The following is a 12,033-nucleotide window of genomic DNA, read 5'->3' as shown; positions in this document are numbered from 1 at the left end:
AAAATTGGCTGCATAAATGCAATTAAAACAGTGTATTGTACACTGTTTTAAGCTAAAAAGAGGGAGGTGGCGTTATACCGTGAACGATTCACCGCAGCCACATTCACCTTTTTTATTGGGGTTGTTAAACTCGAAACCTTCGTTTAAACCATTTTTGACATAGTCCATTTCCATGCCATCTAGGTAAACTAGGCTTTTCGGATCAACGAAAACTTTAACACCAAACTGTTCAAACATTTGGTCGTGCGTATCGACTTCATCTACAAATTCGAGTACATAAGCCAAACCAGAACAGCCTGAAGTTTTCACACCAACGCGAATACCTTGACCCTTACCGCGATTCTTTAAGTAATTGCTGATATGAGTTGCAGCATTTTCAGTTAAATTGATCATGAAAACTCCGTTTGTTTTTCCACAAAACTTAGCAAATTAAGCTTTGGTCTTTTTGCTGCGATAGTCTTCTACAGCAGCTTTAATTGCATCTTCTGCCAATACAGAGCAGTGTACTTTCACTGGTGGAAGGGCAAGTTCGGTAGCAATATCAATGTTCTTGATCGCTTGTGCTTCATCTAAAGTTTTACCTTTAAGCCACTCAGTAACCAAAGAACTAGAAGCAATGGCAGAACCACAACCATAAGTTTTGAAACGTGCTTCTTCAATCACGCCTTCGTCATTCACTTGAATTTGCAGACGCATTACATCGCCACATGCAGGTGCGCCCACCATACCTGTACCAACGTTTTCAGCATTTTTGTCTAAAACGCCAACATTACGAGGGTTTTCGTAATGATCAATTACTTTATCGCTATAAGCCATGTCGCTTCTCCAAACCTCGGGGTCAGCCTTAATATAAATATGGGGGTGAAATTACCTTTATCAATCTAATGGCTTCCTGTCAAAGCCATTAGATTTGGGATGAATTAGTGTTCAGTCCATTCTACTTTAGAAAGGTCAATCCCTTCTTTATACATATCCCAAAGCGGTGAAAGTTCACGTAACTTTTCAACAGCAGCTTTAGTCACAGTTAGGACATGATCAATATCTTCTTCAGTGGTGTATTTACCAAAACTGAAACGAATTGAGCTGTGTGCAAGTTCGTCTGAAAGACCTAGTGCACGTAATACATAAGATGGCTCTAAAGTCGCTGAAGTACACGCAGAACCTGAAGATACCGCAGCATCTTTAAGAGACATCATTAAAGATTCACCTTCAACAAAGTTGAAGCTGACGTTTAAATAGTTGGCTACGTTTAGTGTTGGGTGACCATTCAGGAAAACTTGTTCCATGGTGTTCAAGCCATTCCAAAGTTTGTCGCGCAATACACGTAAACGGGCTTGTTCAGAAGCCAAGTTTTTGCCTGCAAGTTCAAATGCTTCGCCCATACCTACAATTTGGTGGGTTGCAAGTGTGCCTGAACGCATGCCACGCTCATGACCGCCACCATGCATTTGTGCTTTTAAGCGTACGCGTGGACTGCGGCGTACAAATAGCGCACCAATACCTTTAGGGCCATAGATTTTGTGTGCAGAGAAGCTCATTAAGTCTACTTTTAAGGTAGATAAATCAATTTCTACCTTACCTGCAGCTTGCGCAGCATCAACGTGGAAGAAGATTTTTTTGGCACGGGTGATTTCGCCAATTGCAGCGACATCGGTAATCGTACCAATTTCGTTATTGACCATCATCAACGACACTAAAATTGTGTCTGGACGAATTGCCGCTTCAACCATTTCAGGTGTAATTAAACCTGTTTGTGGTTGTGGCTCTAAGTACGTGATTTCAAAACCTTCAGATTCAAGCTCACGGCAGGTATCTAAAATGGCTTTGTGTTCAATTTTAGAGGTAATAATGTGTTTGCCTTTAGACGAATAGAATTGTGCTACGCCTTTAAGTGCAAGGTTATCTGATTCTGTTGCACCAGAAGTCCACACGATTTCACGTGGGTCTGCTTTGATCAAGTTCGCAACTTGTTCACGTGCATATTCAACTTTTTCTTCTGCTTGCCAGCCATAAGCGTGCGAACGAGAAGCGGCATTACCGAAAGTCCCATCAAAAGTCAGGCACTCCATCATGCGTTCTGCAACTTGAGGATCTACAGGAGTGGTTGCTGCGTAGTCAAGATAAATTGGACGTTTCATGTCAAATACCTGTAACCGATAACAGAGCTGAATCAAACGGTGCTGTGTTCTGGCGAATGGCAACAGTTTGTACGTTGTCACGCGCAACTAAATCAGCAAGTGAGATTTTAGCGAGATAGTCGGCAATATGATGGGAGAGTTCCTGCCATAAGTCGTGAGTCAAGCACATTGCACCATTTTGACAGTTGCCTTTATGGTCGCAACGCGTTGCATCAACAGTTTCGTTTACGGCTTCAATGATTTCTAGCACAGTGATTTCATTTGCACTACGTGCTAAATGGTAACCACCGTTAGCACCGCGAACACTAGACACTAAGCCGTGGCGCTTAAGTTTTGCGAATAACTGCTCAAGATAAGCAACAGAAATAGTTTGACGGGCTGCAATTTCAGCAAGCGTGATCGTTTGTTCAGTTGGCTGCAAAGCTAAATCAAGTAGAGCAGTCACTGCGTAGCGACCGCGAGTTGTTAAGCGCATGATTCGATACACATGATTAGACTAGATATGGGTATTCTATGAATCCCGACTAAATTAGTCAAGTATTTTATTGTGATATTGTGCGCGAGGATTTACGCTGTTTTTCTTGATATTTTAATGCGTTTAAACGATCCATAAATTATACACTAATAACGTAATTAATAGTACTGTTATTACACCAAAGACGATGTTAATGCGCTTTTGACGACGTTCAATCCGACGAATACGGTTTTTATGCTGTTTAAGCTCAACTTGTAGGGTGTTGATCTTAGAGCGTTGTTCATCAATTTTGTCTAAAAGTGGGGCAATGCGCTTTTTAGAACCAATCACTTCTTGTTCTTGCGGTGCTTCTTTCAGCCATTGTTTCCAGTCAGCTAAAACTTTGGGTGCACTAAAATGCAAAATTAGATCACGAAACTCATCTTTAAGGGTAATGTCACCATCTATACGCATGTGTTTAATACTGCGACGATTACCTAAAATAAAGATTTTAAATAAATCTATGAGGGTGGTGCGCACATCTAAATCGACAGCTTGTTCAGGTGCTTTGCTGTCAAATAAGATGCCGTTTGGATTGAATTCCACGTAAATGTCGAAATAAGGAATATAGCTATTAATTTTAATGGTGATTTTCTGGTCGACAAACTTTTTAGCCTGCAAAGCGACCACACGATCATGTTTGAGAATAAAGCTAAAAATTGTTTCCAACACAATCATGAGCATGGTCAGCAACAAATGTGGATTACTTTGTCTTTGTTGCGAATCACTCATAAAATCAAGTCCCTAAATTTAAAGTTGAATTCCTTGGTTTGCACTTCGTAGTGAATACATCATATTAGAAGCACAGCGAATAATCTTGCTTTGTAGAACAGTTTAGCAAAACGATCAAGTATTTAATTTGCTATTATGAAAGCATTTTGTAGGTTTATTACATTTATGTGCACATAAAATAAGCAGGAGAGAGGTTCATGGAAAAAACGACGGATAGCGTAGAAGAGCATTTGCTTGAATCAGAAACCACATTGAAAAATAAAGATAAATTACGCTCAGGACGTAAATCATCACTCGATTTTCGTAAATATACCAAGCAAATTTGGCTAGCAGGTTTAGGTGCATTTTCACGCGCAGAAGAAGAAGGCAATAAATTGTTTGACTCTCTGGTCAAGGTGGGTGAGGAATTAGAATCTAAAACTACAGAAATTGCCGATCAAACAGTTGAAAAAGTGTCTGAAAAAGCCAAAGAGTCGGTCATTGATACTAAAGATAAAGTTGAGCGTTTAATTGACCATAGCGTCAATCATTCTTTAAATAGAATTGGCTTGGTGACAGCAAAAGACCTACAACATTTGGAGCAATTGGTACTGCAATTACATGCCAAAGTCGATGCGTTGATTGAAGAAAATAAACAATTAAAAGAAGATGTTGCGAAAAAGTAATTCTGTGGAAAGGGGGCTTAAAGGATGTTGCTTTATTATACATCGGGTATTTTAGGGCAAAACTGAATAGAGGCTAACAGTTCCATCGTTTTTACCATTTATTTTGCATAAAAGCGTGCAGGGAGTATTGCTTTTACCCTCAAAGCATTGCTATAAAGGCGTTACGGTAATTTAAATTAAATCTCTGGACCTTAAATAAACGATATTAAGAGGACGTAATTTTCATGAATAAATCAGAATTAATCGATGCAATTGCAGAGAAAGGGGGATTGTCTAAGACTGATGCAGGTAAGGCCTTAGACGCAACAATTGCTTCTATTACTGAAGCGCTTAAAGCTGGTGATACTGTAACCCTCGTTGGTTTTGGTACATTTAATGTGAAAGAGCGTGCTGCTCGCACAGGTCGTAACCCACAAACAGGTGCTACACTTGAAATTAAAGCAAGCAAAGTACCAAGCTTTAAAGCGGGTAAAGGTTTAAAAGATTCAGTAGCATAATCTTTTAAAATGCCAAGAAAGCGCGCCAATTGGCGCGTTTTTTATTAATAATGTCAATAAACGGCTTCAACGCATTCATTCGTTGAGGGTTTTCAGTTAAAATCTCGCACAAATAAAATATTGGAATACTTATGGAATCTTTTCGTAAAGTTATTAAGGGTTGGTTGGGCAAAGTTTTGCTCGTCTTGTTCTTGACCCCTTTAGCACTTGTAGGTATTGAAGGATATTTTAGTGGAGGTCAGTCTGAAGACACTGCACAAACAGTCAATGGTCAGCAAATTTCAAAACGAGAATTAGATAATCTGACCAATTCCTTGAAAGAACAATACTTGGCCTATACCAATGGTGATGAAACACTATTGAATCAAAATTATATTCAAAACAAAGCCAAAGATACGTTGGTTGCACGTACCTTGTTATTACAACAAGCTGAGAAATTAGGGATTTCTTTGAGCGATGCACAAATTGAACAAATGATTGCACAGCAACCGAATTTCCAACAAGATGGCAAGTTTTCTGAAAGCTTGTATGCGAACTATCTGCAATCTGTAGGCATGACCAATCAGGCGCTTGTGGCAAATTTACGCCAAGACCATGCGTTAAAAATGCTGAGTGCTAGCTTTACCGATTATGCTTTAGTTAGCCCGTCTGATATTCAGCAAATTGCCAATTTACAAACCCAGCAACGTACTTTGCATTTATCTAGCATTAAGTTAGATGACTACAAGAAAAACATCACCACAAATGCACAAGAGATTGCTGCGTATTATGAACAGCACGCCAATGCCTTTAAACAGGTTGCTAGCGTTGATGTCGATTACATTGTGGTGACTCCAGCCAATATTGCACCTGCAAATACGGCTGTCACTGACGCAGAGTTACAACAGGCTTATCAAAAGTTTGTCGAAACTCAAAAAGGTGCTGCTGTACCGACAGTGAAACATATTTTAATCACCACCGATGCGCGTGATGATGCCGCAGCTAAAAAACTTGCAGAGCAAGCCGCAGCTGAAATTAAGCAAGGTACAAGCTTTACTGCAGCTGCACAAAAGTATTCGGATGATCCTGAGTCTAAAGCCAAAGGTGGTGAGGTTGCAGGTTATGAAGCAGGCGTATTTGGCGATGCCTTTGACAAAGCCGTGGGTAGCTTAAAATCTGGTGAAGTATCACAGCCGATTAAAACTCAATATGGCTATCATGTGATTCAAACAGAAGGTGCTACAGTTCAAGTCCCTGCGTTTGAAACTCAAAAAGCACGTTTAATGGCAGAGTTGCAAAAAGCCAAAACTGAAAATGCGTATACCGATACCATCAACAGCTTAAATGAATTGGTGGTGAGTAGTGATGCTTTAGATGTTGTGGCAGAAGAAGTGAAAACGGCCAAAGTCGAATCTGTTAATGGTTTAACTTTGGCGGCGCAGCATCCTGTTTTAAGCCAGCCATCTGTCAAAGTTAAATTGTTTAATGATGATGTGAAAAATGGCGATCGCAACGCATCGAGTAACATTACTTTAGCCAATGGCGATGTGGTATGGGTGAAAGTGCGTAATTACCATGCCGCAGGTGTGCAAACTTTAGAAGAAGCAACACCCCGCGTAAAAGCTAAACTGATTGAGAAAAAAGCCTTTGATGCAGCGAAAAAAGATATTCAAGCTGCGTTGGATGCCTTTAAAACTCAACCTGCAGCGACCGTTTTGGCGAAAAACCAAATCCGTTTTGAAAATGCAGGCACATTCACCCGTGCAGATGGTTTGTTAAAGCGTGAAATTGAACGTGCTGCATTTAGTGTGCTTGCGCCTAAAGATGGTATGTGGTCAGTAACAACAGCATCTATACCAAATGAATTAGTGGTGGTAGCTGTATCAAATGTAAACAATACTACATCGAATGCTTTAACGCCTGAGCAACTGAAAGAGTTAGCGCAGTTGTATCAACAATTACGTGCTCAACAAGAGCTAGATGACTATACGCAATATTTGAAATCGAAAGCGAAAATCAAATAAGTGATGAACATCTACAAAAAAACCAGCAAATTTGCTGGTTTTTTTGTGCATCTAAAATGATTAAGTAAGCAGTTTCAAGATTTATTCAGCGCGAATTTTTAGCTCATAACCTGTGTATTTACGAATGTTGATGACACCTGTATCCAAGATTAAATATTGCCCTTTAATTCCTTGCAGTTTGCCGCGAATGATTGGGGTTTTATCTAAGTTATGCGATTTAATTTTCTCAGGATACTGTTCTACAGGGTACACAAATTCACGCGGAAGTTCCTGATCTAAAAGCTCTACCGTTTCGTTGAATTCAAGGTTTTGACTAAACTCATCACGAATGGTCTGAATTTTAGGCGCAAACTCTTCAATCAGTTGTTCACGCACTTCAATTAGGTTTAGCGGCTCTGCTTCGCCTTTGAGTAGTTTGCGCCAGTCGGTTTTATCTGCGACTTGTGTACCAAACATAACTTCCAATTGCCCAGATAAACGGCGTGAGCCGACTTGCATAATTGGCAAGGCTTGAGTTGCGCCCTGATCTAGCCAACGTGTTGGCATTTGACCTAAACGGGTGATTCCCACTTTTAAAGCACTTGAATTGGCTAAATATACGATGTGCGGTTGAAAGCAGACTTCTTGAGCAAAACTATCTTCACGACAGGTACCTAAATGATAGTGACAGGTCTCAGGCTTCATGATGCACATATCGCAAGATGCTTTGGTTTTAAAACACTTGAAACAATGTCCTTGCGAATAGGATTTTGGTGTTTTCACACCACAAGAAACACAATAAATATTGCCCGTCCATTCCAGTTCAAGTTCTTGCCCAAGCTGAAAAGGCAGGTCAATTTCTGCACGGTCTAGAATAAATTTATATTCAACATTTGCCTTGTGTACCTGTTCATCAGTTACACTATGGTCCTTAAGACCTGCGTGCATTTTATGGCAAATGCCTTGTAGTTCCATAAGAATACTCTCTCGAAAATGAAGGAATGCAGTGATGGCTGAAATGCGTTTAATTCAAGCATTAATTGATGATTTATCTCAACAACAGCCAATTTCTACTGCATTGTGTATAGGGCAAAATATTGAAGCAAGCCCGAAGTATAACAATCAAGCGGCTGATGAGCAGCCAACTATCCAATGGCAGTATTTTAGCGCATTGGCATTTTTAAATCTGCCTTTTACCCAACGTTTTGATTTGGCAGTTGTATTTTTAGATGCTGCCGATTTTGCTGCGCAGACACCACAACACACCTCGCAAATTTTGGTGAAGCTACGTGATTTATTGGCAAAACGTATTGTGGTGATTGCTGCGCGTGAAGATGAGCAATTGCTTAGAGCGCTTGGTTTTACGCAATTGATTGAACATCGCTTTGAGCAGCATCATTTGTGCTTATGGCAATTTAATATTTTGACTTATAAGCACGTGCCTGATTGGTTTAATTCTAAGTTTTGGGCAAACCCTGAAAATTGGGATAAATTCCGCTGGTAAGTGCTGAATTACGATCACAAAATTCTAATAATGATAATTAATTCACATAAGTTTAGGATATTGCAAAATTTAACAATTTCAAGCGCGCAATTCAGTCAAAACTTCGTATGCTGTCATAAGGGCATTATTAGGAAAATAAAATGACCAATTTAAGCAATATTGTTGAAATTTTAGCAAAGCAGGCATTGGGCGCGAATCAGCAATCTAATCAATCTCAAGGCGGATTGGGTGGTATTTTAGGTTCGGTTTTGGGGCAACTTGGTGGTAATAACCAACAATCTGCGCAAGGCGGCTTGGGTGGCATTCTTGGTTCGGTACTAGGTCAGTTAGGTGGGCAACAACAGCGTTCTGCTACAGGTGCTTCAGGTACACAAAGTTTATTGATTGCAGTTTTGCCTTTGGTGTTGGCATGGATTCAAAAACAGGGTGGCTTGCAAGGTGCTTTGGATAAACTCAAAGGACAAGGCTTAACCAGTCAGGTGGATGATTGGGTGTCTACAGGCCCAGGTGAAAATGCGCATGTAGGTGCTGAACAAGTACAAAGTTTATTTGATGATGCCGATGTAGAGCAGGTCGCACAGCAAACTCAGGCGCCAAAGCAAGATATTTATAATGCGATTTCTGCAGTATTGCCGCAAATTATTGATTCATTGACACCACAAGGTGAGCAAACTAGCAAACAAGAAGCCAATGATGATATTCAACAAGTGATGAATTTAGTGTCTGGATTTTTAAAGCGTTAATATTGAAAAATTCAGCTTTGCAAAACTGACTTGAATAAACTAAGCCAGCAAGTTTGTTGGCTTAGTTTTTATTTGGTTTTTTAAGTATGCAAAAAACACGCCGAAGCGTGTTTTTATGTTTTAAGTTTGGTTCAGACTTAGAAGTCGTAACGGAAACCTAAAGAAAGAGCTGTTGAGTTTTCGTCTTTAGCACCTTTTACGGAGTTACCAAAGCTACGACCTTCTTTCCAAGGAGTAAGATCAGCATTTTTATCATTTAACATGGTTGCAAGGTTTGCGTATACACGTACAGCCTTGTCTAAACGATGTTCCACGCCAACTGCTAAAAGTGTAGAGTTTGCATCTTCGGTGTCAACGTCACGGTGGAATACCTGACCACGTACATAAGTCTTTGGTGCTACTTTATAGTCTGCCGCTACACCAAATACTTGTGCATCAGCATATTTGGTTGCAGTACCTTCCAAGTCATGTGTAAGATATTGGTATAAACCACCTAAGTTTAGTTCTGGTGTGATTTTGTATGCTGCTGCGATACGGAATCCATCACGCTCACCCGAGCCAATTGCAGAGTTTTCTTCATAGCGTTCATAAGCAGCTGCAAAGTCAACAGGACCTTCTTTATAAGTTAAAGCCAGATCGTAAGCTTTATTGTCGTCCTGACCTTCTCCGGTCGTTGCATCTTTGGGAATTGAAGTGCTTGGATGTAATGATAAAGCTGCAAGTACGTTAAAACCACCACCGAATTTAGGAGATTTATATTCAACGGTATTTTCATTTCGTTCATCAAACTTATTATCACTAACACGTGTTACGTTACGAATGTCACCAACCATATCACCAAAGAAGTTCACTGGACCACGAGCAACTTTAAATGGGCTGTCAAAACGACCTGCACGTACTTGACCAAAGTCACCTTTTAAACCTACGAAAGTATCACGAGTAGCAAAGTCTACGCTTTTACCATCTTGGCTACCGCTAGCAAAGTTAACTTCTTGTTCAACTTGACCAAAAACAGTCATGCCGTTTTCTAATTTTTGTTCAGCTTTGAAGCCTAAACGTGATGAGTTAGAAGAAAGACCAACTTCGTTATAGTCTTTACCATCATCAAGATAGTCTAAAGATACGTGTGCACGACCATAAACTTTAACATCAGCAGCCATCGCTAATGCTGGTGTTAAAAAGGTTGCCCCAACTGCTAATGCGCAAAGCGTTTTTTTCATGTGTAGCTCCAATACAGACTATTGTTTTTTAGTCCTAAACATTGTTCAGAAGTAGGGTTGATCTACCGCTGTTCTCTATTGGTGCTAAGTATTCCTTACAAATGCGACAGTAATATTAAGGAAATATTTCAAAATTATTAAAAAGTACAAATTAGATCAAAAACTTACTTTTATTCGCATTTTTTTAGTGACTGAGTTTTTAAATTTAGAAAAAATATATGAAATGAATAACTTAATTGCAAGCAGACTGAAATGCTATTGTCATAAACTGCTTGAAAAAATGCAGGGTTAAAGTATGAGATGAAAAAAATGGAGCAGGTGCTCCATTCATTTTTGCTGCTTATTTTGGAAATATTTTAGAGCGCTGCTTTAATTTTTTCCGCTTGGGCTTTAATTTTGTCTTGGTCGCCCATTTGTGCAGCATGTTTCCCAAGCTGATGTACCGACGTCGGAATTAAGTGAAAATGCACGTGGGGGACAGTTTGACCTGCGCTTGTACCTGACAATTGCATTAACACGATACCATCTACACCCAAAGCTTGCTGCATTGCTTTTGCAATTTTTTGCACAATTTGAATGGTATATGCTGCTGCATCTGCAGGTAAGTCCAGTAAAGTCACCGCAGGCGTTTTAGGAATCACGAGAGTGTGACCATCGGCTTGCGGCATGATGTCCATAAACGCAAGCACTTGGTCATCTTCATACACTTTAATTGCAGGAAGTTCGCCACGTAGAATTCTTGCAAAAATATTTTGATCATCGTAAGCCATTATGATTCCTTAAATTCAGCTTTGATATTTCAGAACGGTTATTTACAGTTCAGTTCTTTTTGACGTTCTTTGATTGCGTCAAGACGTTGTTGTTCTTTTTCAGAAAACTTAGGTTTGGTTGTATAGCAGTTGTCATTACCAAAACGTGCTTTAGCTTCTGGGTCTTTGAAGCAGAACCCTTTAGATGCATAAATAACATCGTGGTCATTTTTCAGTTTCTGACATTCTTGTTCAGATGCAAAAGTAGTTGAACTTGCCCCAATTAAAGTTGCAAGGCTTGCAAATACGGCAATGCTAAACTTGTTCATAAGAGTTTCCTCTATTTAATGATGGTGTGACTAGCCACTTAATACACATTATTGGGTTTATGGCTGTATATTCAATGGCGAGTTCTTACTCTAGGGTAATATTACTCCATAATTCATACATTTTCACAGCAGTGGAAAAATCACTGTCTTTTTCTGCGGTTAAATTCGCTGCTTGAATCAGGCTTTGGGTTAAAGCCAATACAGGTGCAGGCAAAGCTGCTTCATGGACTAAATCTAATGCGATACCTGTGTCTTTAGCCAGTAAAGGGAGTGCAAAAGTATTTGGAAAAGCGCGATTCAGTACTCGCTGCGGCAAAATCATTTCCGTTACTGCGCTTTTACCACTTGAAGCATTTATGCATTGCAAGGCCTGATTTAAGTTTACGCCATGTGCTTTTAAGGTGGTAAAACCTTCTGCTGCAGCACACAAACTCACTGCCATTAACATATTATTCACCGCTTTTACGGCAAAGCCAGCACCAGGTTCACCCACATGCTGAATCACTTTACCAAAAGCCTGAATTGCAGGTAGGGCTTTTTCAAAAGCAGCAGCTTTACCGCCAATCATGACTGTTAATGTGGCATTTTCTGCACCAATGGTTTGTCCGCTTACAGGTGCATCTAAAAAGTCGATCTGTTGTGCTTCAAGTTGTTGTGCCAGTTTTTTGGCACTTTCAGGTACGCCACTGGTGCAATCGACCCAGACTGAACCTGCTTTAAGTTGAACTTGTGCAATCAGGTTTTCAACTTCGGTACTGGTGGGCAAGCAAGAAAAAATAATATCTGCTTGCACCGCTTGAGCCAATTCAACCGCTTGTGTGCCATATTCAGCAGCATGTTGCTCGGCTTTGGCAAAGTTACGATTCCAGACATAGACCGTATCAAAATGTTTAGGTAAATGGGCTGCCATGCGGTAGCCCATTGCGCCTAAGCCAATAAATGCAACAGATTGAATCATGT

At 40.0% G+C, this 12,033-nt stretch carries 15 protein-coding genes; 5 read left to right on the top strand and 10 right to left on the bottom strand.

What is annotated here, in order from left to right:
* Window positions 1-72: 72 nt before the first annotated feature.
* The 5 genes from iscA to F947_RS12890 form a co-directional block, all read right to left on the bottom strand.
* On the bottom strand, window positions 73-393 hold the full coding sequence (gene iscA, locus F947_RS12910; RefSeq protein WP_004976650.1) for an iron-sulfur cluster assembly protein IscA: 321 nt from the start codon (window positions 391-393) through the stop codon (window positions 73-75).
* A 36-nt stretch (window positions 394-429) separates the two neighbouring features.
* A complete protein-coding gene (iscU, locus tag F947_RS12905) occupies window positions 430-816 on the bottom strand; it encodes a Fe-S cluster assembly scaffold IscU (RefSeq protein ID WP_004976649.1) in 387 nt (128 codons plus the stop codon).
* Between the two features lie 104 nt (window positions 817-920).
* Window positions 921-2,138 (bottom strand): IscS subfamily cysteine desulfurase, encoded by a 1,218-nt coding sequence (locus F947_RS12900; RefSeq protein WP_004976647.1) that lies wholly within the window; start codon window positions 2,136-2,138, stop codon window positions 921-923.
* A gap of 1 nt (window position 2,139) precedes the next feature.
* Window positions 2,140-2,613, bottom strand: a complete 474-nt coding sequence (locus F947_RS12895) for an Rrf2 family transcriptional regulator (RefSeq protein ID WP_004976645.1) — start codon at window positions 2,611-2,613, stop codon at window positions 2,140-2,142.
* A 123-nt stretch (window positions 2,614-2,736) separates the two neighbouring features.
* On the bottom strand, window positions 2,737-3,384 hold the full coding sequence (locus F947_RS12890; RefSeq protein ID WP_004976643.1) for a hypothetical protein: 648 nt from the start codon (window positions 3,382-3,384) through the stop codon (window positions 2,737-2,739).
* Between the two features lie 197 nt (window positions 3,385-3,581).
* Here F947_RS12890 and F947_RS12885 point away from each other — a divergent pair, with 197 nt between their 5' ends.
* From F947_RS12885 to F947_RS12875, 3 genes are all read left to right on the top strand, one after another.
* Window positions 3,582-4,049 carry a phasin family protein gene (locus F947_RS12885; protein WP_004976642.1) on the top strand — a complete coding sequence of 156 codons (468 nt, stop codon included), beginning with the start codon at window positions 3,582-3,584 and terminating at the stop codon, window positions 4,047-4,049.
* Between the two features lie 224 nt (window positions 4,050-4,273).
* Window positions 4,274-4,546, top strand: a complete 273-nt coding sequence (locus F947_RS12880) for an HU family DNA-binding protein (RefSeq protein ID WP_004976639.1) — start codon at window positions 4,274-4,276, stop codon at window positions 4,544-4,546.
* Window positions 4,547-4,677: 131 nt separating this feature from the next.
* Window positions 4,678-6,549 (top strand): SurA N-terminal domain-containing protein, encoded by a 1,872-nt coding sequence (locus tag F947_RS12875; protein WP_004976637.1) that lies wholly within the window; start codon window positions 4,678-4,680, stop codon window positions 6,547-6,549.
* A gap of 81 nt (window positions 6,550-6,630) precedes the next feature.
* Here F947_RS12875 and F947_RS12870 read toward each other — a convergent pair whose 3' ends face one another.
* Window positions 6,631-7,503 (bottom strand): DUF2797 domain-containing protein, encoded by an 873-nt coding sequence (locus F947_RS12870; protein ID WP_004976636.1) that lies wholly within the window; start codon window positions 7,501-7,503, stop codon window positions 6,631-6,633.
* Window positions 7,504-7,537: 34 nt separating this feature from the next.
* On the opposite strand from F947_RS12870, the gene F947_RS12865 reads away from it, so the two are divergent.
* Entirely contained in the window at window positions 7,538-8,032 is a 495-nt protein-coding gene (locus F947_RS12865) for a DUF6231 family protein (RefSeq protein WP_004976635.1), read from the top strand.
* 140 nt (window positions 8,033-8,172) lie between these two features.
* Window positions 8,173-8,775, top strand: a complete 603-nt coding sequence (locus F947_RS12860; protein WP_004976634.1) for a YidB family protein — start codon at window positions 8,173-8,175, stop codon at window positions 8,773-8,775.
* A gap of 137 nt (window positions 8,776-8,912) precedes the next feature.
* Here the strand turns inward: F947_RS12860 and F947_RS12855 are convergent, their stop codons facing one another.
* The 4 genes from F947_RS12855 to F947_RS12840 all read right to left on the bottom strand — a co-directional run bounded on the left by F947_RS12855 (window position 8,913) and on the right by F947_RS12840 (window position 12,031).
* Window positions 8,913-9,995 (bottom strand): porin, encoded by a 1,083-nt coding sequence (locus tag F947_RS12855; protein WP_004976633.1) that lies wholly within the window; start codon window positions 9,993-9,995, stop codon window positions 8,913-8,915.
* Window positions 9,996-10,351: 356 nt separating this feature from the next.
* Window positions 10,352-10,765, bottom strand: coding sequence for an HIT family protein (locus F947_RS12850; protein ID WP_004976632.1), 414 nt, complete (start codon window positions 10,763-10,765; stop codon window positions 10,352-10,354).
* A 38-nt stretch (window positions 10,766-10,803) separates the two neighbouring features.
* Window positions 10,804-11,073, bottom strand: coding sequence for a YARHG domain-containing protein (locus F947_RS12845; protein ID WP_004976631.1), 270 nt, complete (start codon window positions 11,071-11,073; stop codon window positions 10,804-10,806).
* A gap of 85 nt (window positions 11,074-11,158) precedes the next feature.
* A complete protein-coding gene (locus F947_RS12840; RefSeq protein WP_004976629.1) occupies window positions 11,159-12,031 on the bottom strand; it encodes an NAD(P)-dependent oxidoreductase in 873 nt (290 codons plus the stop codon).
* Between the last annotated feature and the right edge of the window lie 2 nt (window positions 12,032-12,033).

The organism is Acinetobacter towneri DSM 14962 = CIP 107472, assembly GCF_000368785.1.
Classification (GTDB): Bacteria; Pseudomonadota; Gammaproteobacteria; order Pseudomonadales; family Moraxellaceae; genus Acinetobacter; species Acinetobacter towneri.
Note: the sequence above shows the minus strand (reverse complement) of the source record. Positions and strands in the feature narration are given on the sequence as shown.

Coding starts and splice junctions, on each gene's coding strand:
- iscA (WP_004976650.1), bottom strand. CDS start 393: ATGATCAATTTAACTGAAAATGCTGCAACTCATATCAGCAATTACTTA.
- iscU (WP_004976649.1), bottom strand. CDS start 816: ATGGCTTATAGCGATAAAGTAATTGATCATTACGAAAACCCTCGTAAT.
- F947_RS12900 (WP_004976647.1), bottom strand. CDS start 2,138: ATGAAACGTCCAATTTATCTTGACTACGCAGCAACCACTCCTGTAGAT.
- F947_RS12895 (WP_004976645.1), bottom strand. CDS start 2,613: ATGCGCTTAACAACTCGCGGTCGCTACGCAGTGACTGCTCTACTTGAT.
- F947_RS12890 (WP_004976643.1), bottom strand. CDS start 3,384: ATGAGTGATTCGCAACAAAGACAAAGTAATCCACATTTGTTGCTGACC.
- F947_RS12885 (WP_004976642.1), top strand. CDS start 3,582: ATGGAAAAAACGACGGATAGCGTAGAAGAGCATTTGCTTGAATCAGAA.
- F947_RS12880 (WP_004976639.1), top strand. CDS start 4,274: ATGAATAAATCAGAATTAATCGATGCAATTGCAGAGAAAGGGGGATTG.
- F947_RS12875 (WP_004976637.1), top strand. CDS start 4,678: ATGGAATCTTTTCGTAAAGTTATTAAGGGTTGGTTGGGCAAAGTTTTG.
- F947_RS12870 (WP_004976636.1), bottom strand. CDS start 7,503: ATGGAACTACAAGGCATTTGCCATAAAATGCACGCAGGTCTTAAGGAC.
- F947_RS12865 (WP_004976635.1), top strand. CDS start 7,538: ATGGCTGAAATGCGTTTAATTCAAGCATTAATTGATGATTTATCTCAA.
- F947_RS12860 (WP_004976634.1), top strand. CDS start 8,173: ATGACCAATTTAAGCAATATTGTTGAAATTTTAGCAAAGCAGGCATTG.
- F947_RS12855 (WP_004976633.1), bottom strand. CDS start 9,995: ATGAAAAAAACGCTTTGCGCATTAGCAGTTGGGGCAACCTTTTTAACA.
- F947_RS12850 (WP_004976632.1), bottom strand. CDS start 10,765: ATGGCTTACGATGATCAAAATATTTTTGCAAGAATTCTACGTGGCGAA.
- F947_RS12845 (WP_004976631.1), bottom strand. CDS start 11,073: ATGAACAAGTTTAGCATTGCCGTATTTGCAAGCCTTGCAACTTTAATT.
- F947_RS12840 (WP_004976629.1), bottom strand. CDS start 12,031: ATGATTCAATCTGTTGCATTTATTGGCTTAGGCGCAATGGGCTACCGC.